This window comes from Actinomadura bangladeshensis, assembly GCF_004348335.1.
Lineage (GTDB): Bacteria > Actinomycetota > Actinomycetes > Streptosporangiales > Streptosporangiaceae > Spirillospora > Spirillospora bangladeshensis.
This window is the reverse complement of record NZ_SMJW01000025.1, coordinates 16615-37266: the sequence shown is the minus strand read 5'-3', so window position 1 is coordinate 37266 and position 20652 is coordinate 16615. Positions and strand designations below refer to the sequence as shown.

Sequence of the window (20652 nt, the reverse complement as noted above, 5' to 3'; positions counted from 1 at the left end):
GGGGTACCTCTAAAACGGTAGAGATCACGCGGGCCCTTGGGGTCACCCCCAGCGCCGAAATGAGGGCTGATACCTCCGGGGGAGTGCCTCCTCCTCTAGGAGGGGCGAGCGGTGGATAGCCTCGTACCCATGGACAACGAGGTTCAGTACGGGTTCGAGACCCTGGCCATCCACGCGGGACAGGAGCCCGACCCCGCCACCGGCGCGGTCGTCACGCCGATCTACCAGGTCTCCACCTACAAGCAGGACGGGATCGGCGGCCTGCGCGGCGGCTACGAGTACTCCCGGTCGGCCAACCCGACCCGTACCGCGCTGGAAGCATGCCTGGCCGAGATAGAGAGCGGGGCGCGCGGGCTGGCGTTCGCGTCGGGGCTCGCCGCCGAGGACGCGCTGCTGCGCGCCGTCTGCCGGCCGGGCGACCACGTCATCATCCCGGACGACGCCTACGGCGGCACCTACCGGCTGTTCGCGAAGGTCGCCGCGCCGTGGGGCGTCACCTTCGACCCGGTGCCGCTCGGCGACATCGCCGCGGTGCGGGCCGCCGTCCGTCCCGAGACGAAGATCATCTGGGTGGAGACGCCGACCAACCCGCTGCTCGGCATCGCCGACATCGCCGCGCTCGCGGCGGTCGCGCACGACGCGGGCGCGCTGCTCGCCGTCGACAACACCTTCGCCTCGCCGTACCTGCAGCGCCCGCTGGAGCTCGGCGCGGACGCGGTCGTCCACTCGACCACCAAGTACATCGGCGGGCACTCCGACGTCGTCGGCGGCGCGCTGATCGTCTCCGACCCCGGCCTCGGCGAGCGGCTGGCGTTCCACCAGAACGCGATGGGCGCCGTCGCCGGGCCGTTCGACGCCTGGCTCACGCTGCGCGGCATCAAGACGCTCGGCGTGCGGATGGACCGGCACTGCGCCAACGCGGAGCGGATCGTGGAGATGCTGCAGCGGCACCCGGCCGTCCGGGAGGTCCTCTACCCGGGGCTGCCCGGCCACCCCGGCCACGACGTCGCCGCCAAGCAGATGAAGGCGTTCGGCGGCATGGTCTCGTTCCGGATGGAGTCGGAGGAGGCCGCCGTCCGGGTCTGCGAGCGGACGAAGCTGTTCACGCTCGGCGAGTCGCTCGGCGGGGTCGAGTCGCTGATCGAGCACCCGGGCCGGATGACGCACGCCTCGGCGGCCGGATCGCCGCTGGAAGTGCCCTCCGACCTGGTGCGGCTGTCGGTCGGGATCGAGGACGCGCACGACCTGCGGCGCGACCTGGAGCAGGCGCTCGGCTGAGAACTGGCTGACCATTCCCGCCCCTACTTGATCAAAACATCTATACTCGGCGCGCCAGGTTCGTTAAGGAGGGCCTCAGGGTGCGCAAGGTTCTGGTGTGCGGGGCGGCGTTCGCCGCGACATGTGTCTCCGCCGTGGCGGTCCCCATGGGCGCCCACGCCAACCCCCCGGCGCCGACTCCGTCGTCGGCCGCCCCGTCGCAGCCCGCGACCGGGGAGCCGGGGCCGTCGGGCGGTCCGCAGACCGGTGCCCCGGGGACGGAGTCGCCGTCGGCGTCCTCCACGACGCTGCCGGAGGAGGGCCAGGGCGCCCCGGACGGAGAGCCCGACGGCACCGTCACCGCGCAGGCCGTCATGGTCACCCCCGAGCTGCCGAAGTTCCGCACCTACGCCTACGGGAAGGCCGCCGCGCAGAAGATCGACGCGTACTGGCGCGACACCGGGCCCCGGGCCGTGCCGCGCCCGGTCGTGCTGATCCTGCACGGCGGCTACTGGCTGCAGGGCGACAAGGGCGGCGGCTGGAAGTACTTCGCGCGGCGGCTCACCGAGGAGGGGTTCGTCGTCCTGTCGGCGAACTACCGGCTCGCGCCCAAGGCGCACTGGCCGGCGCAGCGGGACGACTCGATGTCCGCGCTCGCCTTCGTCAAGCGGCACGCCCGGCTGTGGAACGCCGACCCGGCCCAGGTGGCGGTGGTCGGCTCGTCCGCCGGCGGCCAGCTCGCCACCCAGCTCGGCACGCTCGGCACGGGCACCCGGCAGGTCCGCACCGTGGTCGCGCTGTCGCCGCCCAACAACCCCTACCTCGCCTACCAGGACGGCGCGAAGCCCGGCGCCTCGAACACCCAGCGCAAGCTGCGCCAGGCCGTGGTCGACCTCATGGGCTGCGTGCCCGGCGCCCAGACCGGGACGGAGGCCGGCGCCGGCACCGAACCGGAGGCCGGCACCGGCGCGGACTGCTGGCCGCGCGTGGACGACGCCAGCACCGTCACGCACGTCTCACCGGACGACGCGCCGATGCTGCTCATGCACGCCACCGGCGACTTCGTCCCGGTGACGCAGAGCACCGGACTGGCCGCCGCGCTGCGCGCGGCAGGCGTCCAGACCACGGTGAAGACCGTCGAGGGCGACATGCACGCCACGCAGATGCTGAGCGACGAGCATACCTACCCGACGATCGTGAGCTGGCTCAAGAGCCACCTGAAGACCGCCGAGTAGGGCCCTGCGGGCGGACGGTTCATCCGTTCCAGACCATCAGGACGAGGATCACCAGCCAGAGCAGCGCGATGACGCCGGAGATGGCGGCCACCCGGCCGCGCTCCACCTGCGCGATCTCGCCACCTGCGGCGGCGGCCGGAGCGGCGGTGGCCTGCGCGGCCTTCTCCTCTCCCGCCGCGGCCTCCGCGGTGCCCGCCTCGGTGGCGCCCGCGTCCGCGGCGTCGGCGTCGGCGTCGGGGCGGACGGCCACCGCCGTGCGCGCCTCCTCGGCCGCCGCGAGCTCCAGCAGGTGCGCGGCCTTCCGCTGGTCGCGCTCGACGATCAGCAGCAGCACCAGCGCGACGATGAACAGCGTCATGGACACCGTCAGCCACACCTGCGCGAAGTTCCCCTCGGCCAGGCCGAGGCCGAACAAGAAGATGCCCAGCGCGGCGAGGCCGTAGACGCGCGTGGTCCAGTTGAGGAAGCGGACCACGGCCACATTGCGCTTGCGAATGTAGCGGGGGGTGGACATGGTCGCGGCGGTCAGCGGCCCCAGCGTGAAGATCGCGAAGCCGATGTGCAGGATCAGCAGGATGCGATCGGATGTCGACATGCCGCCGACACTAACCCCTCAGCGGCGGCCGCGGCGCACCCGCAGGTAGTCGCTGACGACGTACTCGCCGAGGCGGTCGGCGTCGGGCGCGAAGACCCGGCCGCCGTTGCGCCGCGCGACCTCCTCCACGAACGACACGAGCCGCCGGTCGTCGGCGAGCATGAAGAAGTTCATGGTGGCGCCGCGCCGGGTCATCTTGTCGACCTCGGCGAGGGTGAGGACGAGAGTCTCGGTGGACGGCGGGTAGTCGAACAGCGAGCGGCCGTCCGGGCGCAGGTGCGCGGTCGGCTCCCCGTCGGTGACGACGAGCACGATCGGCTCGAAGTCGGGGTGCCGGTCCAGGTGCCGTCCCGCGATCATCAGCGCGTGGTGCAGGTTGGTGCCCTGCACCATGTCCCAGTCGAGCCCGGCCATCTCCTCGGGGTGCAGCACCCGCGCGTAGTTGGAGAACCCGATGATCTGGATCGCGTCCTGCGGGAACTTGCCGGTCACGAGCGTGTGCAGGGCCAGCGTGGTCTGCTTGGCGACGGCCCACGTCCCGCGCAGCACCATCGAGTACGACAGGTCGACCAGCAGGCAGACGGCCGCGCCGGTGCGCCGCTCGGTCTCGTGGACCTCGAAGTCGTCCACGCCGAGTTTCACACCGCCCGGTCCCACTCCGCCGGGGGCCGCGTCAGCGGGTTCCACGCCGCCGCCCTGCCGCGGCACGCCGCCGTTGATCTCCGCGACCTCGGCGGTGCTCGGCTCGGCCACCTTCGCGAGCGACGGGCGCGCGGCGAGGCCGGTGCCGCCGTCCATGGCGCTGCGGCGGATCGCGTTGCTCACCGTCCGGACGACGTCGAGCGGCTGCTCGTCGCCGAACCGCCACTCCCGGCTGGCACCGGTCAGCTCGCCCGCCTGGCCGGCGTCGCGCTGGTCGTGGTCGCCCTGCCGGCCGGAGGCGAGCTGGGCGAACACCCGGCGCAGCGCGGTCTCGCCGAGCCGCCGCACCGCCTTCGGGGTCAGCTCCAGCCTGCCGCGGTTGCGGCGCAGGTAGCCCTGCCGCTCCAGCTCCTTCTCGATCCGGCGCAGCGCGTCCAGGTCGTCGACGGCCTGACGGCCGAGCGCGCGCCGGACGGCCTCCTCGTCGATGTCGTCGAGCCGCGCGCCGGGGTAGTCCTGCCCGAGCGCCGACTCCAGGTCGCCGAGGTCGGCCAGCTCCGCGAGCGCGGTGGTGGCGTCGCCCATGCCGAGCGGATCGTCGCCGGTCATCTGCTCCGGCTGCCCCCAGCCGAGGTCGGGACGGCGGGCCCGCAGCGCGTCGCCGAGCCGCGTCATCTCCATGGCGAGGCCCGCGTCCTGCATGGCCTGCTCCATGAGCCCGGCCAGCTCGGCGCGCTGCTCGGGGCTGAGCGAGGCGAGCAGCCGGTCCATCGCGGCGGCGCGGCGGGCGAGCGAGTCGACGAGTTCTTCGAGGTTCTGCGGATCGTCGGGGAACATGTCCCCGTACTGCTCCATGAACCGGTCGAAGTCGTCCTGGGTGTGCTCGCCGCGGGCGTCGCGCTCCAGCATCCCGTTGAGCGCGGCCATCATGTCCTTGACCCGCTCCATGGCGGCCGGGTCCTGGTTCTCCAGGGCCTGCTTCATGCCCTGGAACTGAGCGTCCAGGACCTCGCGGCGCAGCAGGTCCTTCAGCTGCTCGAACGTGCGGCGGGCCGCATCGGACCGCCACTGGTAGTCCGACAGCCGGCGGACGGCCTGCGAGGTGTCGGACGGCAGCGCGTCCAATTCCGCCTCGCGCAGCCGCGCGTCGTCGCCCGGGTCGGGGAACAGCTCGGCCCGCTCCTGTCCGATCGCGGTGTCCAGCAGCGCGCGCGCCTGCTCCAGCGTGCCGTCGAGGCGGCCCCGGTCGCGCAGCGCGCGGCGCCGCTCGCGCACCTGGCGCAGCATGTCGTCCAGACCGCGGCGGTTCCGCGCCCCGGGCAGCCCGCGGCGCAGCAGCTCGCGCAGCGCGTCGTCGGGCCGGGTGCCGTCCAGCACCGCGTCGCCCATCGCGTCGAGGGCGTCGCGGACGTCGTACGGCGGGGCGAGCGGGTCGGGCCCGTCCTCGTAGGCCCCGTAGCGATATCGGCTCATCGAAGCTCCTTACGCGTGGAGACCTCAGGTCCGGACGGTCAGGTCCGGTAGGTGGCCGTTCCGTCGGAGCGGCCCTCGGCGGTGTCCTTGGACAGCCGGCGGGTGAGGAACAGCCCCTCCAGGGCGAACTCCAGCGCGGCCGCGGCCTGCCCGGGGGACTCCCCGCTCAGCCCGAGCCGTTCCATGATCTTGGCGAGGCCGGGCACCTGGCCGATGCGGCGCAGCAGCTCGTTCGCCGGCACCAGCTCGCCCGACTCGACGCGCTCGCCGGAGTCGAACTTGTCGAGCAGCCCGGTCAGGTCGGCGGCGCCCAGCGTCCGCCGGTAGGTCTCGGCGACCGCGCGGCGCAGCAGGTGCTCCAGCACCTCCTGCTCGCGGCCCTCCTCGCTGACCTCGAACTCGACCTTGCCCATCAGCGACGGGACGACCGCGGGCAGGTCGCAGACCCGCGCGACGGCGTGCTCCTCGCCGGTGAGCGCGGCGCGGCGCACCGCGCCCGCCGCGACGGTCTCCGCGCCGGCCAGCGCGAACCGCGCCGACACGCCGGACCGCGCGTCCACCGCCGTGGACTCCCGGACGAGCCGGGTGAACCGCCCGATCACCTCGATCAGGTGGTCGGGCACCTCGGCGGGCAGCCCGGCGAGGTCGGCGAAGTCCGACTCCTGCCGGATCAGCGCGAGCTCGGCGTCCAGTTCGAGCGGGTAGTGGGTGCGGATCTCCGCGCCGAAGCGGTCCTTCAGCGGGGTGATGATGCGGCCGCGGTTGGTGTAGTCCTCGGGGTTGGCGGACGCGACGAGCAGCACGTCCAGCGGCAGCCGCAGCGCGTAGCCGCGGATCTGCACGTCCCGCTCCTCCAGCACGTTCAGCAGCGCGACCTGGATGCGCTCGGCGAGGTCGGGCAGCTCGTTGATGGAGAAGACGCCGCGGTTGGTGCGCGGGACGAGCCCGAAGTGCACGGTCTCGGGGTCGCCGAGCGTGCGGCCCTCGGCCACCTTGATCGGGTCGACGTCGCCGATGAGGTCGCCGACGCTGGTGTCGGGGGTGGCGAGCTTCTCGCCGTAGCGGTCGTCGCGGTGCAGCCACTCGACCGGCAGGGCGTCGCCCAGCTCGGCGGCGAGCCGCCGGCAGCGCACGCACACCGGCGCGTACGGGTGGTCGTTGATCTCGCACCCGGCGACCACGGGCGTCCACTCGTCCAGCAGCCCGGCCAGGGTGCGGATCAGCCGCGTCTTGCCCTGGCCGCGCTCGCCCAGCAGCACCAGGTCGTGCCCGGCGAGCAGGGCGCGCTCCAGGTGGGGGAGGACGGTGCCGTCGAACCCCAGGATCCCCGGGAAGCGCGGCTCCCCGGAGCGCAGCCGGTCGAGGAGGTTGCGGCGGATCTCGGCCTTGACCGAGAGCTGCACGTGGCCGCTGTTGCGCAGCTCGCCCAGCGTTGTTCCAGAGCGTGTCGTTTCACGGGGTGTGGATGGACGCACGCGACCGACACTACGTCGCCGTCCCGCGGAATCGCACCCTCCGCCCCTGGATTCGTCCGGTTGGCCCGTCTCGATGATGTTTGGGTGGAGCGCCTCCGGCGGGGGACACTGAGAGTGTGAACGGAGCCGGTGAACGCAGTGAGGGAGGCGGCGCCGATGGCGCGATTCGGTGATGGCCTGGCCCTCGGGCCCGACCTGTCCAGCGCCGCCGAGTCGGCGGTGGAGCAGGCGCTCGCCCCGCTCAGCGCGGCGCCCGACCTGGTGTGCGTGTTCGTCACGGGCGACGACCCGGACGAGATCGAGGCGGCGGCCGTGGCCGCGGAGCGGGCCGCGGGCCCGGCGATGCTGCTCGGCTGCAGCGCGTCCGGCGTGATCGGCGCCGGGCGCGGGGTGGAGGAGCGCGGCGCGGTCAGCGCGTGGGCGGCGGTGCTGCCGGGCGCGCGGCTCGACGCGTTCCGGCTGGAGACCCTCAAGGCCGACGACCGCCTCGTCGTGGTCGGCATGCCGGAGGGGCAGGACGACGACGTCGTCGGCGTGCTGCTCGCCGACCCGTACAGCTTCCCCGTGGACGCCTTCGTGGAGCGCTCCGACGAGGCCCTGCCCGGCCTTCCGCTGGTCGGCGGCCTCGCCGAGAGCAGCGGCCCCGGCGAGGAGGGGCTGCCCGGTGAGCCGGGACGCGGCCGGGCGCGGCTGTTCGTCGGCGGCGAGGTCTACGGGGACGGCGCGGTCGGCGTGGTGATCGGCGGGCCGGTGGCCGCCGCGACCGTGGTCAGCCAGGGCGCCCGCCCGATCGGGCCCGACATGGTGGTGACGAAGGCGGAGGACAACGTCCTCTACGAGCTGGCGGGCGTCCCGGCGCTGGAGAAGCTGGAGCAGATCGTCCTCGGCCTGCCGGAGGACGAGCAGGAGCTCGCCGGGCGCGGGCTGCTCATCGGCGTCGCGATGAACGAGTACGCCGACGAGCACGAGCACGGCGACTTCCTCGTCCGCGGCGTGGTGGGCGCCGACACCGACAGCGGCGCCATCGCGATCGGCGACGTCGTCGACGTGGGCCGCACCGTCCGGTTCCAGGTCCGGGACGCGGGCGCCGCCGAGGAGGACCTCGCCGCGCTGCTCGAACGGTTCGACCTGGCGCCGGTGGAGGGCGCGCTGCTGTTCTCCTGCAACGGGCGCGGCCAGGCGATGTTCCCCGACTCCGACCACGACGCGAAGGTCCTCGACCGCGCGTTCGGCCCGGCCGGGGTGGGCGGGTTCTTCGCCGCCGGCGAGATCGGCCCCGTCTCGGGACGCAACCACGTGCACGGCTTCACCGCGTCCATCCTCGCGTTCGGCCGCCCGGAGGACTCGTGAGCGACCCGACCGCCGGCCCCGTCCTCGCCGTCGACATCGGCGGGACGAAGCTGGCCGCCGCCCTCGTCGAACCGGACGGGCGCATCGCGGCCTACGACCGCGCCCCCACCCCGAACGGGCCGGGCGTGGACGGCGAGGAGCTGTGGCGGGCGCTGGAGGCCCTGCTCGACAAGGTCGCCGCCGACGCCGGCGACCCGCCGCTCGCGGGCGTCGGCGCGGGCTGCGGCGGGCCGATGACCTGGCCGGCCGCGGAGGTGTCCCCGCTGAACATCCCGGCGTGGCGCGGCTTCCCGCTGCGCGAGCGGCTCCGCGCCCGCCATCCGGGCCTGCCCGTCCGCATCCACAACGACGCGATCTGCGTCGCGGCGGGGGAGCACTGGCTCGGCGCCGGACGCGGCCGCGACAACGTCCTCGGCATGGTCGTGTCGACGGGGGTCGGCGGCGGGCTCATCCTCGACGGCCGCCTCGTCAACGGCGCCAGCGGCAACGCCGGGCACATCGGGCACGTCGTCGTCGAACCGGACGGGCCGCCGTGCGCCTGCGGCGGGCGCGGCTGCCTGGAGGCGATCGCGCGCGGGCCGGGCCTGGTGGCTTGGGCGCGGCGGCAGGGGTGGCGGCCCGGCGGCTCCGACCTCACCGGCGTCGAGCTCACCGCCGACGCGCGCCGCGGCGACCCGGTCGCCGGGGCGGCGATGCGGCGCGCCGGGCGCGCCATCGGCATCGCGATCGCGTCCGCGACCCACCTGTGCGACCTGGAGGTCGCCGCGATCGGCGGCGGCCTCTCGCAGGCCGGCCCGCTGCTCTTCGACCCTCTCGACGAGGCGTTCCGGACGCACGCCCGGATGGACTTCGCGCGCCGCGCCCGGATCGTCCCGGCCGCCCTCGGGCAGACCGCCGGGCTCGTCGGCGCGGCCGCCCTGGTCTACGCGCACGATCGCTACTGGAGTGCGGGCTGAGGGCCGCGGGGTGCGAGGATCTAAGAATGAGCGAAGCGAACCGGGGGGCGCGGGGGGTCGTCCCCCCGCAGGAACAACGCATGACCACCGTCAGCGTCGACGACGTCCGAGCTGCGCACGACCTGCTCAGCGAGGTCGCCGTTCCCACCCCCCTGATCCCGTCCCGGGTGCTGTCCGAGCAGCTCGGCGGGCCCGTCCTGCTGAAGTGCGAGAACCTGCAGCGCACCGGCTCGTTCAAGATCCGCGGCGCGTACGTGCGGATCGCCGGGCTGAGCGAGGCCGAGCGGGCCGGCGGCGTCGTCGCCGCCAGCGCCGGCAACCACGCGCAGGGCGTCGCGCTCGCGGCGTCCATGCTCGGCTGCAAGGCCACCGTGTTCATGCCGGTCGGCGCGCCGCTCCCCAAGATCGCCGCGACCCGCGGCTACGGCGCCGAGGTCGTGTTCCCCGGCCCGACCGTGGACGACTGCCTCATCGCCGCGCAGAAGTACGCCGACGAGTGCGGCGCGGTGTTCATCCACCCGTTCGACCATCCCGACGTCGTCGCCGGGCAGGGCACGATCGGGCTGGAGATCGCCGAGCAGTGCCCGGACGTCCGGACGATCGCGGCCCCGGTGGGCGGCGGCGGCCTGCTGGCGGGCATCGCGGTGGCGGCCAAGGGGGCGATGAAGGAGGCCGGCGGCCGGGAGGTCAAGATCCTCGGCGCGCAGGCCAAGCGCGCGGCGGCGTTCCCGCCCTCGCTCGCGGCCGGCCGGCCCGTCGCGGTCGAACTGGAGCCGACCATGGCGGACGGGATCGCCGTCGGCCGCCCCGGCGACCTCACCTACGCCCTGTTCACCGACCTCGTGGACGCCGTCGTGACCGTGACCGAGGAGTCCATCTCGCAGGCGCTGCTGCTCTGCCTCGAACGCGCCAAGCAGGTCGTCGAGCCTGCCGGCGCCGCCGGGGTCGCGGCGCTGCTGGAGCACGCGTACGCGGTCGAACCGCCTGTTGTCGTGGTGCTGTCCGGCGGCAACATCGACCCGCTGCTGCTGTCGAAGGTGCTGCGGCACGGCCTCGCGGGCGCCGGGCGGTACCTCGTCGTCCGCTGCCGGCTGAAGGACCGCCCCGGCGCCCTGATGACGCTGCTGGGCGAGCTCGCCGAGCTGGGCGTCAACGTCCTGGACGTGATGCACGAGCGCATTGCGGCGCGCCTGCACGTCGAGGAGGCCGAGGTCCTCATGCACCTGGAGACGCGAGGGGCCGACCACTCCGAAGACGTGATCGGCCGCCTGCGCGAGAAGGGCTACACCCTCACTCTGAGCTGACCCTCCGTTCACCTGCGGCGTGTTGTTGTTTTCGCCACGCTCATAACACCAACACGCCGCAGGTCAACGTCACAGGGAGGGCTTGCCCTCGGAGTAGAGCCACGCCTTCGCCCAGGCGTCCAGGTTCTTGTGGGAGAGTCGCTCGGCGAAGCGGACGAACTCCGCCGTCGAGGCGTTCCCGTACCGGTGGGCGGCGGGCCACGCCTCCAGCAGCCGGTAGAAGTCCCGGTCGCCGATCGTCTTGCGCAGGACGTGGATCGCCATCGCCCCGCGGTCGTAGACGAGCCCGTCGAAGATGTGGTCGCGGCCCGGGTCGGCGACCTTGCCCTTCCACAGGCCGTCGCTCGCCGGGGTCGCGTAGACGGAGTCGAAGCTCTGCTGGACGGGCGTGCCGTTCGCGTGCTCCGCCCACAGCCACTCGGAGTAGGTCGCGAAGCCCTCGTTCAGCCAGATGTCGGCCCACTTCGCCGGGGACACCGCGTCCCCGAACCACTGGTGGCCCAGCTCGTGCGCGAGCAGCCCGCCGCTCGGGATGCTGCCCGGCCGGCGGCCCAGGTCGTACACGGGGCGCCCCTGCGTCTCCAGCGCGTACCCGACACCGGCCTTGACCACGATCCCGCCCGTCGAGGCGAACGGGTAGCGGCCGAAGACGGACGCCTCGAAGTCGGTGACCGCGGCGGTCTGGTCGTGGAACTTCTTCGCGTCCTCCGGCTTGATCGCCATCGCGTGGTCGGTCGCGGTCAGGTTCGGGATGCCCGCGCCCGTCCGGCCCTTGAGGACGTCGTACCTGCCGATCGCGAGCATGGCGAGCTCGCTGGCCATCGGGCTGCGCATGTCCCAGCGGGTGGTGGTCCAGCCGTGCCGGGTCCGGCTGCCGCGCGGGTCGCCGTTCGCGAGCGTGGTCAGGCCCTTCGGCGCCGACAGCGTGAACGTGTACGTGGCCTTGTCGGTCGGGTGGTCGTTCACCGGGTAGACGGTCGCGGCGCCGAACGGCTGGTTGAGCATGACCGCGCCGTCCGCCGTGGGGATCCAGCCGGACGTGCCGAGCGTCGCGTCGTTGATCGTCGTCGGGACGCCCGAGTAGGCGACCGTCACGGTGAAGTTCCGGTGCTTGCGCAGCCCCTTGCGCGGCGTGATGACGAGCTCCTGCGCGCCCGTCCGCGTGAAGGACGCCTTGTGCCCGTCGACCGTCAGCGAGGAGATCTTCAGCGGGCCGAGGAAGTCCAGGTCGAACCGGGACAGGTTCTGCGTCGCCTTGGCCTTGATCTTGGTGACCGCCTCGATCCCCTTGGTGGCGGGATCGTACTTGAGGCCGATGTCGTAGTGGGCGACGTCGTAGCCGCCGTTGCCCATGTCGGGGAAGTAGGGGTCGCCCGCGCCGGGCGCGCCGGGGGTGAACCGCGCGGTGGCCGCGCCCGCGGGGGCGGCGGTCACCGCGAGGCTCGCGGCGACGCCCAGCGACACGGCGGCCAGGGCTCTGGGGGTTCTGCTCATCGACCTCGTCCTCGGATCATCGGTAAGCCGTCACAACCGTGATCAAGACTTTCTCGCGATCCGGGCCCGTGCAAGCGCGATTTGGTCTCGACTTCGCTCGGAGGAGGCGATTTTGTGGCCGGATCCGGCATCCGGCCCGCCGCTTCGGCCGGTCCCGCCGCTATTTCGCGGGCCGGCCCTTCTGGTACAGCCAGTCGTCGAAGAACGCGTCGAGTTTCTTGCCGGAGACCTTGTTCGCCAGCGCGACGAACTGCTCCGTCGTCCCGCTGGAGTGCGCCCGCTCCTTCGTCCACTCCTGGAGGATCTTGTAGAAGACGTCCTCGCCGACCCGGCCGCGCAGTGCCACCAGCGTCATGCCGCCCCGGTCGTACACCGAGCGGCCGAACATCTGCTTGCGCCCCGGGTTGCCGGGCGGGACGTCCCACAGCTCGCGGCCGCCCACCTCGTACGCCTCGTCGAAGTGCCGCTGGACGGTCTCCCCGCCGGTCTTCTCGTCCCACAGCCACTCGGCGTAGGTCGCGAAGCCCTCGTTCAGCCAGATGTCCTGCCAGCGGGTGAGGCTGACGCTGTCGCCGAACCACTGGTGCGCCAGCTCGTGCGCGACGATCGTCGGCTGCAGGCCGAACGCCCCGTACACCGGCCGGGTCTGGGTCTCCAGCGCGAAGCCGACGTCGGCGTTGTCGATCAGCCCGCCGGTGGAGGAGAACGGGTAGGGGCCGAACAGCCTCGACCACTCCTCGGTGATGTCGGCGTTCAGCTTGTGGAACTGGTCGAGGTCCACACCGGGCAGCGTGGGGTCGACCGCCGTGATGTTCGGGATCCCGCTCGCCGTCTTGCTCGACCGCACGCCGAACCGGCCGACGTCGACGGTCGCCAGGTAGGTGGCCATCGGGTTCTTCACGCGCCACTTCGACGTCGTCATGGCGCGCTTGCCCCTGCCGGCGAGCGTCGCGCCGGGCAGCGTGTGCCGGTGCTGCGCGACGGGCTCGACGCCGGGGCCGCCGCCCGTGCCCGGGCCGCCGGTCGGCGGTGTGCCCGGCAGTGTCGGCGTCCCGCCGGTCCCCTCCGGCGGCGTCTCGGGCTCGCCGTTCGCGATGGCCGTCAGGCCCTGCGGGACGGTGATCTCGAAGTCGAACGTGGCCTTGTCGCTCGGGTGGTCGTTGCTCGGGAACCAGGTGTGCGCGCCGCTCGGCTGGCAGGCGATGAACACGCCGTCGGACGTGCGGATCCAGCCGTACCGGCCGAGCACCGGGTCCGACACCGGCTCCGGGTTGCCCGAGTACTTGATCACCGTGGTGAACTTCGTCCCCTTCTTCAGGGGCTGGGCCGGGGTGACCTCCAGCTCCTTGCCGGCGCGCTGCTGCCGCGCGGCCGCCCCGTCCACCTTGATCGAGGCGACGTCCAGGCCGGTCAGATCGAGGTTGAAGCGGGCGAGGCGCTCGGTCGCGGTCGCGGTGATCGTCGCGGTGCCGTCGAGCTGCGTCGGCCCGTCCGGGGTGATGGTGAGCTTCAGCCCGTAGTGCTGGACGTCGTAGCCGCCGTTGCCGTCGCCCGGCACGTAGTCGTCGCCCGCCGTCGTCGGGCCCGCCGGTCCGGTCGCGGCGCCCTTCGGCGGCCCGCCGGACCCGCCCGGGTCGTCGTCGCCGAGGGGGGGCTGGCAGGCTGCGGTCAGCGACCCCGCGACGGCGAGGGCGGCCAGCCCCGCGGCACCGCGGACGGCCCGCGACCCCCGCGGGCGGGGACTGGGGGAGTATCCGGCCATATGCACTCGCCCAGCCTGCCCGTACCGCACCCCGCCGGGCAACTCGGATGCGCCGGTGGCGGGGTCAGCGGAAGTCGTACGGGTTGGGCGTGTCCGGTCCCGCCTTGACGACGACCGTGTGCGCCACCTTGCAGTGCAGGGCCTGCTTGCGGGAATCGAACAGGATCCACAGGATGTCGATGAGGCCGATGCAGCCGCAGATGCCGCCGAGCACGCTGTAGAACGCCGAACGCCCCACCGCCTGCCCGGTGGTGATCGCCTGCCCGTTGTCGTCCCGGACGACGCGGATCCGCAGCAGCATCTTGCCGAGCGTCTGCCCCCATTGGGCGTGCATCAGCCAGAAGTAGAGGAACGCGACGATGACGCTGACGGCGTTCGTCCCGACCTGGGCGCCGTTGTAGAAGTTCGTGCCCGGCTCCGGGTTGACGACGCGGTCCCAGTTGATGAACGGGATCGAGATCAGGCCCGCGACGATCCCGATGATGATGAGGTCGAGGATGCCGGCGCCGAGCCGCGCCCAGCGGCTCGCCAGTTCGGCCGTGGGACCGCCGTACCCCGGCACGTGCCCGTACCCGGCCTGGCCGCCGTAGGGCGACTGGCCGTAGGGCTGCTGGCCCCCGTACGGTTGCTGGCCTCCGTAGGGTTGCTGCTCCCCGTAAGGCTGCTGCTCCCCGTAAGGCCGTTGGCCTCCATAGGGTTGCTGGCCTCCGTAAGGCTGTTGGCCTCCGTAAGGCTGTTGGCCTCCGTAGGGCTGCTCGCCCTGCGGCGGCTGCCCGTGGGACTGCTGATCGCCGTAGCGGGGGAGGCCGCCGTACGGCTCGCCCTGGTGCGGCCCCGGCCGTCCGGGCTCCTCGTGTCCCTGCGGCCGGTTCTCCTCCGGCCCTTCCCCGGACGCGGGGTCTCTCGGCGGTTGCGTCATGCCGTCAGCGTGGCCGCGCCACCGCCGTCCAAACATCCCCGCGTCCGGGATCGTCCGAAATGGTCACCATTGATGATCAAATATTGCCGGGGTCGTTCGCCCGGCCGGGCGCGGGCGGACGGGCGTACGGGTTCGGCGTCCACGGCGTCGCCTTCATCACCACGGTCCCCGCGACCTTGTCGTGCACCGCCTGGCGCCGTTCGTCCCACAGGATCCAGGCGTTGTCGAGCAGCCCGAGGAGCCCGATGACGGCGCCGCCCGCGGCGAAGAAGTTGATCGCCACCGTCACGAGCGTGATCGCGTAGACGAAGCCCTGCCGGGCGAGCGCCTGCCCCCACGTCACCGCGGACAGGTCGGACGCCTTCACCACCCTGATGCTGAACGCCTTCTTGCCGAGCGTCTGGCCGTACTTGGCGTGCAGGACGGTGAAGTACGCGTAGCCCAGCAGGAAGACGATCAGATACCCGGTCAGCAGCCGCGGGATGTTGTACAGGTCCATCGGGTCGGTGATCGGCTCACCGGACTCGACGGACTCCCGCATCCTGTCCCAGCGGATGGAGAGCAGGGCCGCCGGGATGGCCGCGACGCTGAGGACGATGGTGTCGATGATGCCGGCGCCGAGGCGGGCCATGCGCCCGGCGAGCTCGTTCTGCGGTCCGCCGGGAGCGCCGTAGCCGGGGAGGGGCGGCGCCTGGGGCAGCGGCGGGCCGTATCCGGGCTGGCCGTATCCCGGTTGTCCGTGGCCGGCCGGGGGCGGTGCGGGCTGCCCGTGACCGGCCGCCGGAGGAGGAGGGGCCTGGCCTGGCTGGGCGCCGTACGTCCCCTGGTACGGGGGCGGACGCTCGGACGAGCCGGGCGCCTCGGCCGCCGGAGACTCGCCTCCGGCGCCGGGGGCCGCCCAGTCGCCTTCCTGGGGCTGGGGGTCCTGAGGGGGTTCGCTCATGCCCCCACAGTGTGCCCGCTGCCGGCCGGACCCGGCACACCGCGTCGGCCCGGCTCCGGACGAGACCGCGTCCGGAGCCGGGCCCCCCGAGTCGCGGGGGTTCCGGCGGCGGGGCGTCACAGGTTGCCGCGGCGCTCCTGCTCCCGCTCGATCGCCTCGAACAGGGCCTTGAAGTTGCCCTTGCCGAAGCCCAGCGAGCCGTGCCGCTCGATCAGCTCGAAGAACACGGTCGGACGGTCCTGGACGGGCTTGGTGAAGATCTGCAGCAGGTAGCCGTCCTCGTCCCGGTCCACCAGGATGTGGCGCTTCTGCAGCTCCTCGATCGGCACCCGCACCTCGCCGATGCGGGCCCGCAGCTCGGCGTCCTCGTAGTAGGAGTCGGGGGTGGCGAGGAACTCCACGCCGGCCGCGCGCATCCGGTCGACCGACGCCAGGATGTCGTTGGTGGCGAGCGCGATGTGCTGCACGCCCGGCCCGCCGTAGAACTCCAGGTACTCGTCGATCTGCGACTTGCGCCGGCTCTCCGCCGGCTCGTTCAGCGGGAACTTCACCTTGCGGGTGCCGTCCGCGACGACCTTGGACATCAGCGCCGAGTACTCGGTCGCGATGTCGTCGCCGATGAACTCCGCCATGTCGGTGAAGCCCATGACGCGGTGGTAGTAGTCGGCCCACTCGTCCATGCGCTCGACGTTGCCGACGCAGTGGTCGATCGCCTGGAAGTACCGCTTGTCCGGCCCCGCCACCACGGGGTCGGCTGGCGCGAAGCCCGGCAGGTACGGGCCGGTGTAGTTCGAGCGGTCGACCAGCGAGTGCCGCGTCTCGCCGTAGGTGGCGATCGCCGCGATGGTCACCTTGCCGTGCTCGTCCTCCAGGACGTGCGGCTCCTCCAGGCCCGTCGCGCCCTTCGCGAGCGCGTGCCGGTACGCGTGCTCCACGTCCGGGACCGCGATCGAGAGGTCGACGACCCCGTCGCCGTGCGCGGCGATGTGCCGGCCGATCTCCGTGCCGGCCTTCACCGGCCCGCGGAACACGAACCGGGCGCTGCCGGACTCCAGCACGTGCACCGCCTCGTCGGGGCTGCCGTTCTCGGGGCCGCGGTAGGCGACCCGGCGCATCCCGAACGCGGTCGAGTAGTAGTGGGCGGCCTGTTTGGCGTTGCCGACGGCGAAGACGACGGCGTCCATACCCTTGACCGGAAACTCATCCATGCCAACCAATCTCGGCATACGGCTACAAGGTGCGCAAGAGTGGCTTGAATTGCTGCACAATCTGTACAGTGACTCCCGGAACCCACCGGTATTTCTGTACATCGTGACCACGATCACGGGAGGTGTCGTGGCGATCGACGACCTGGACGCCCGGCTGATCGAGATGTTCGCCGCCGAGCCGCGCGTCGGCGTCCTGGAGGCGTCCCGCCGGCTCGGCGTCGCGCGCGGGACCGTCCAGGCGCGGCTGGACCGGCTCGCCCGGGACGGCGTCGTCGCCGGCTTCGGCCCGGAGATCGACCCGGCCGCGCTCGGCTACGGCGTCACCGCGTTCGTCACCCTGCAGCTGCGCCAGGCGGGCGGGCACGACCCGGTCGCCGCGCGGCTCGCCCAGGTGCCCGAGGTGATCGAGGCGCACACCATCACCGGCCCCGGCGACATGCTGTGCCGCGTCGTCGCCCGCAGCAACACCGACCTGCAGCGCGTCATCGACGTGCTGGTGGACGTGGCGGGCGTGGAGCGCGCCTCCTCGGTGATCTCCCTGGCCAACCAGATCCCCTACCGCACCCTTCCGCTGGTGCGGGCCGCCACCGGAACCCGAGAACGGAACCGCGAAAAATGAGCGGTGCCCTGCCGGTCGGAACGCCCCCGGGCGTTCCGACCGGCAGGGCACCGCGTACATCCATCGGCTCGCGGGCGCGTCTCCGTCGCCGGGCTGCCGACCGGGGACGCCGCCTGGGCGGCGCCCCCGCGCCAGGTGTCGCCGGGTCCCCCGGAGACGCTCTGCACTCGGCCGCGAAAGAGTGCCGCTCCGGCCGGGCGGCCGGGGCCGCCGGGGTGGGCGGTCAGGCGGCTCCGTACGGGGTCGCGTCGAGAATCTCGACCGTCATGGGGCGGCCGTTGGGCAGCGTGTAGGTGGCCTTCTCGCCGACCTTCTTGCCGTCGATGGCGGAGCCGAGGGGAGACTTCGGCGAGTACACGTCGATGGGGGCGCCGACCTCCTCGCGGGAGGCGAGCAGGAAGGTGACCTCCTCGTCGTCGCCCTCGAAGGAGATCGTGACGGTCATGCCCGGGCCGACGACCCCCTCGGTGCGCGGAGCCTCCCCGACGCGCGCGTTCTCCAGGATGCCCTGGAGTTGCAGGATGCGGCCCTCGATCTTGCCCTGTTCCTCCTTGGCCGCGTGGTAGCCGCCGTTCTCGCGCAGGTCGCCCTCCTCCCGCGCCGCCTCGATCTTCTGAGCGATCTCGATGCGGCCCGGGCCCGACAAATGGTCCAGCTCAGCCTTGAGCCGGTCGTACGCCTCCTGGGTGAGCCAGGTGACGTTGTCAGCGCGGGTCTCGGTCACGGGTACTCCTCATCCACATGTTGCGATCCTCACCCGCCCACGCGGGTGGGTGTCACATCGACATGAAGTGCGGCCGGGTGAAACCTCTAGCCTATCCGGTGTGTGCGGGTAAAGGTTCCCTGAACTCGGCGTCCGCAATCCGCCAATCGCGGCTCGGCGCACTCCGGGCGCATCTTCGGTCCGGCCCGTCCGGTCACGCCTTCCGGCAGTCGTGAATCCGGGCTCCGGTCGCGCGTGACGTGGTCGTCAGCGTCTCCGTGCCCTTCACTCCGGACTTCCCGGCCGGCACGGAGACCTCCTTCTTCGCGAGGATCGCGAAGTCGGCGTCGTAGGCGTCGATCGTGCAGCGGACCTCGTCGCCCGCTCCCTTGGCCACCGTGTACGTGATCGTCACCGAGCTGTCGGTGATGTCGTACGAGACGGTTTGTGGCACTATGCCGGGAGTCTGCCCAGCATGGGCGGCGAGAACCCCGATGCCGAGCGCCGTCGACGCCGCGAGCAGGCCGGCGATCACCATCCCGAGCCGGCCGCGCCGGGGTTCGGCGGGCGCCGCGGGTTTCGACACGCTGGTCGTCATGGCGGGGAATCTCCGTGCGGTGGGCGGACGTTGTCAGGGACAATTCTCGTCTGTGCCGGCGCATGCCTCGAACCGGGGGCGCCAAGAAGAGTTCCGAGAGGAAGATCCGTGTCCGAGGTCATCGACGGTACGCCGCTCGACCGGCCGTGCGGCGGCGGCGCCGGGCCGCTGCGGCTCATGGCGGTGCACGCCCACCCCGACGACGAGTCCAGCAAGGGTGCGGCCACGATGGCGAAGTACGTCGCGGACGGCGTCGAGGTGCTCGTCGTCACCTGCACCGGCGGCGAGCGCGGCGACATCCTGAACCCCGCGATGGACCGGCCGGAGGTCAAGGCCGACATCGGCAAGGTCCGCGAGGCGGAGATGGCGCGGGCCCGCGAGATCCTCGGCGTGCGGCAGCGCTGGCTGGGCTTCGTCGACTCCGGCTTCCCGGAGGGCGACCCGCTGCCGCCGCTGCCGGAGGGCTGCTTCGCGCTGGAGCCGCTGGAGACCGCGACCGAGCCGCTCGTGCGCGCCGTCCGCGACTTCCGCCCGCACGTGATGCTCACCTACGACGAGAAGGGCGGGTACCCGCACCCCGACCACGTGAAGTGCCACGAGGTGTCGGTGGAGGCGTTCGAGGCCGCGGGCGACCCGGAGCGCTACCCGGACGCGGGCGAGCCCTGGCAGCCGCTCAAGCTCTACTACCACATGACGTTCACCAAGGCCCGCATCCTCGCCCTCCACACCGCGATGCAGGACGCCGGCCTGGAGTCGCCCTACACCGACTGGATGAAGCGCTTCGAGGAGGAGGGCGACCGGCGCGCCAAGTGGGAGGTCACCACGCGCATCCCCTGCGCCGACCACTTCGAGACCAGGGACCGCGCCCTCCTCGCCCATGCCACCCAGATCGACCCCAACGGGCCCTGGTTCGCCGTCCCGATGGACGTCCAGCGCGAGGCATGGCCGACCGAGGACTACCATTTGGCCAGGTCCCTCGTCGACACCGAGGTGCCGGAGGACGACCTGTTCGCCGGCATCCGGGAGAAGGTGTGTCTGTAATGCCTCCCCTCTACGCCCTGCCGCTGAACGATGACACGGTCAGTCCCGGCGTCCTCGGCTTCGTGGTCTTCCTCGCCCTGCTGGCCGCGACGTTCTTCCTGATCCGCTCGATGACCAAGCAGATGAAGAAGATCCAGGCGCCCAGCGAGGAGGAGCTGAAGCAGCAGGAGTGGGAACGCGCCCAGGAGGCCGGGAGCGCCGCGGCGGCCAAGAGCCCGGCGGACGACGCCTGAGCCCGTCCGGCCCGGTTCGATCGGGCCGCGTCCGGGGAGGACCCCCGTCGTGCGCGCGAACTTCGAGGACGCCTACCGGGGGCTCGCCCCGGCGGCGGCCCGGCTGCTCCGGCTGCTGAGCCTGCCGCCCGGCGACGGCGTCGGGACCGCGGCGGCCGCCGCCCTCGCGGACGTCCCCGAGCCGGAGGCCCGCGACCTGCTGGAGACGCTGGCCGCGCACGGCCTCGTCAGCGCGTCCGGCGACCGGTTCCGGCTCGCCGACGACGTCCGCGACAGGGCGCGGAAGCACGCCGGGCGGGACGAGAGCGAGGCCGCGCTCCGCCGCCTCCTCGACCACACCCTCGCATCCGCGGTGGACGGCGACTTCCAGGGCGCGGCCCTCCTCGACCGCGAACGCTGGTCCGAGGCCGCCGACGTCATGCGGGAGAACCTCGGCCGCGCCGAGGCCGGCGGCGACCGGCGCGAGATCCTGCGGGCCCGCCTCGACCTCGCCCGCGCCCTGACCGAGACGGGCGACCTCGACCGCGCCATCGGGCTCCTCGGCCCGCTCCCGGACGAGTTCGCCGCCCTCCCCGAACCGGACGGCCACGAGCGCGCCCGCGCCCTGACCGCCCTCGGCGAGGCGTACCTGCGCGCGAACCGCCCCGTGGCGGCCACCAACTTCTTCGGCCAGGCCCTGGAGATCCTCCGCAAGGACGGCTCACCGGAAGAGCAGGCGGCCATGTTCGTCCACATAGCCGACGCCGCCCACCAGCGAGCCGACCACGCCGCCGAAACAGCCGCCCTCCTCCAGGCCGGCGATCTGGTCTGGACTGAGGGCGACGAACTCGGCTAGTCGTCGCGCG

19 protein-coding genes are annotated in these 20652 nt (G+C 72.8%); 9 read left to right on the top strand and 10 right to left on the bottom strand.

From position 1 onward, the window contains the following. Positions 1-129 precede the first annotated feature (129 nt). Positions 130-1278, top strand: coding sequence for a cystathionine gamma-synthase (locus E1284_RS07695; protein WP_131938298.1), 1149 nt, complete (start codon positions 130-132; stop codon positions 1276-1278). Between the two features lie 80 nt (positions 1279-1358). Beyond that, entirely contained in the window at positions 1359-2492 is a 1134-nt protein-coding gene (locus tag E1284_RS07690) for an alpha/beta hydrolase fold domain-containing protein (protein ID WP_243714324.1), read from the top strand. 19 nt (positions 2493-2511) lie between these two features. On the opposite strand, the gene E1284_RS07685 is transcribed toward E1284_RS07690, so the two are convergent. From E1284_RS07685 to E1284_RS07675, 3 genes are read right to left on the bottom strand one after another with little or no spacing between them, the layout of a single operon-like run. Further along, complete coding sequence (locus E1284_RS07685; protein ID WP_131938297.1) at positions 2512-3087, bottom strand: hypothetical protein; 576 nt, start codon at positions 3085-3087, stop codon at positions 2512-2514. A gap of 18 nt (positions 3088-3105) precedes the next feature. Further along, the gene (locus tag E1284_RS07680) at positions 3106-5202 is read right to left on the bottom strand and encodes a vWA domain-containing protein (RefSeq protein ID WP_131938296.1); all 2097 of its coding nucleotides are present in this window, start codon (positions 5200-5202) and stop codon (positions 3106-3108) included. A gap of 38 nt (positions 5203-5240) precedes the next feature. Further along, a complete protein-coding gene (locus tag E1284_RS07675; protein WP_207923616.1) occupies positions 5241-6677 on the bottom strand; it encodes a sigma 54-interacting transcriptional regulator in 1437 nt (478 codons plus the stop codon). Between the two features lie 156 nt (positions 6678-6833). Between E1284_RS07675 and E1284_RS07670 the strand changes: the two genes are divergently transcribed. The 3 genes from E1284_RS07670 (at position 6834) to ilvA (ending at position 10287) form a co-directional block, all read left to right on the top strand. Then, positions 6834-8027: an FIST signal transduction protein gene (locus E1284_RS07670; RefSeq protein WP_131938295.1), complete on the top strand. Its 1194-nt coding sequence runs from the start codon at positions 6834-6836 to the stop codon at positions 8025-8027. Next, entirely contained in the window at positions 8024-8983 is a 960-nt protein-coding gene (locus tag E1284_RS07665) for an ROK family protein (RefSeq protein ID WP_131938294.1), read from the top strand. The genes E1284_RS07670 and E1284_RS07665 overlap by 4 nt, the downstream gene beginning before the upstream one ends. Positions 8984-9063: 80 nt before the next feature. Beyond that, entirely contained in the window at positions 9064-10287 is a 1224-nt protein-coding gene (ilvA, locus tag E1284_RS07660) for a threonine ammonia-lyase (protein ID WP_131938293.1), read from the top strand. Between the two features lie 69 nt (positions 10288-10356). On the opposite strand, the gene E1284_RS07655 is transcribed toward ilvA, so the two are convergent. The 5 genes from E1284_RS07655 to hppD all read right to left on the bottom strand — a co-directional run bounded on the left by E1284_RS07655 (position 10357) and on the right by hppD (position 16613). Beyond that, positions 10357-11781: a M1 family metallopeptidase gene (locus E1284_RS07655; protein WP_131938292.1), complete on the bottom strand. Its 1425-nt coding sequence runs from the start codon at positions 11779-11781 to the stop codon at positions 10357-10359. A gap of 160 nt (positions 11782-11941) precedes the next feature. Continuing rightward, positions 11942-13543: a M1 family metallopeptidase gene (locus E1284_RS07650; protein WP_131938309.1), complete on the bottom strand. Its 1602-nt coding sequence runs from the start codon at positions 13541-13543 to the stop codon at positions 11942-11944. A 64-nt stretch (positions 13544-13607) separates the two neighbouring features. Next, positions 13608-14462 carry an RDD family protein gene (locus E1284_RS07645; RefSeq protein WP_165965164.1) on the bottom strand — a complete coding sequence of 285 codons (855 nt, stop codon included), beginning with the start codon at positions 14460-14462 and terminating at the stop codon, positions 13608-13610. 76 nt (positions 14463-14538) lie between these two features. Further along, complete coding sequence (locus E1284_RS07640; protein ID WP_131938290.1) at positions 14539-15405, bottom strand: RDD family protein; 867 nt, start codon at positions 15403-15405, stop codon at positions 14539-14541. Between the two features lie 116 nt (positions 15406-15521). After that, complete coding sequence (hppD, locus tag E1284_RS07635; protein WP_207923615.1) at positions 15522-16613, bottom strand: 4-hydroxyphenylpyruvate dioxygenase; 1092 nt, start codon at positions 16611-16613, stop codon at positions 15522-15524. A gap of 103 nt (positions 16614-16716) precedes the next feature. Here hppD and E1284_RS07630 point away from each other — a divergent pair, with 103 nt between their 5' ends. Continuing rightward, positions 16717-17232 carry an Lrp/AsnC family transcriptional regulator gene (locus E1284_RS07630; RefSeq protein WP_279433029.1) on the top strand — a complete coding sequence of 172 codons (516 nt, stop codon included), beginning with the start codon at positions 16717-16719 and terminating at the stop codon, positions 17230-17232. 223 nt (positions 17233-17455) lie between these two features. On the opposite strand, the gene greA is transcribed toward E1284_RS07630, so the two are convergent. Further along, complete coding sequence (greA, locus tag E1284_RS07625; protein WP_131938287.1) at positions 17456-17956, bottom strand: transcription elongation factor GreA; 501 nt, start codon at positions 17954-17956, stop codon at positions 17456-17458. A 193-nt stretch (positions 17957-18149) separates the two neighbouring features. Then, on the bottom strand, positions 18150-18533 hold the full coding sequence (locus E1284_RS07620; protein ID WP_131938286.1) for a DUF4307 domain-containing protein: 384 nt from the start codon (positions 18531-18533) through the stop codon (positions 18150-18152). Positions 18534-18710: 177 nt separating this feature from the next. Here E1284_RS07620 and mca point away from each other — a divergent pair, with 177 nt between their 5' ends. From mca to E1284_RS07605, 3 genes are read left to right on the top strand one after another with little or no spacing between them, the layout of a single operon-like run. Next, positions 18711-19574 (top strand): mycothiol conjugate amidase Mca, encoded by an 864-nt coding sequence (gene mca, locus E1284_RS07615; RefSeq protein WP_131938308.1) that lies wholly within the window; start codon positions 18711-18713, stop codon positions 19572-19574. Beyond that, on the top strand, positions 19574-19807 hold the full coding sequence (locus E1284_RS07610) for a hypothetical protein (RefSeq protein WP_131938285.1): 234 nt from the start codon (positions 19574-19576) through the stop codon (positions 19805-19807). The genes mca and E1284_RS07610 overlap by 1 nt, the downstream gene beginning before the upstream one ends. A 49-nt stretch (positions 19808-19856) precedes the next feature. Beyond that, positions 19857-20642 carry a tetratricopeptide repeat protein gene (locus tag E1284_RS07605; RefSeq protein WP_131938284.1) on the top strand — a complete coding sequence of 262 codons (786 nt, stop codon included), beginning with the start codon at positions 19857-19859 and terminating at the stop codon, positions 20640-20642. The last annotated feature ends 10 nt before the right edge of the window (positions 20643-20652 follow it).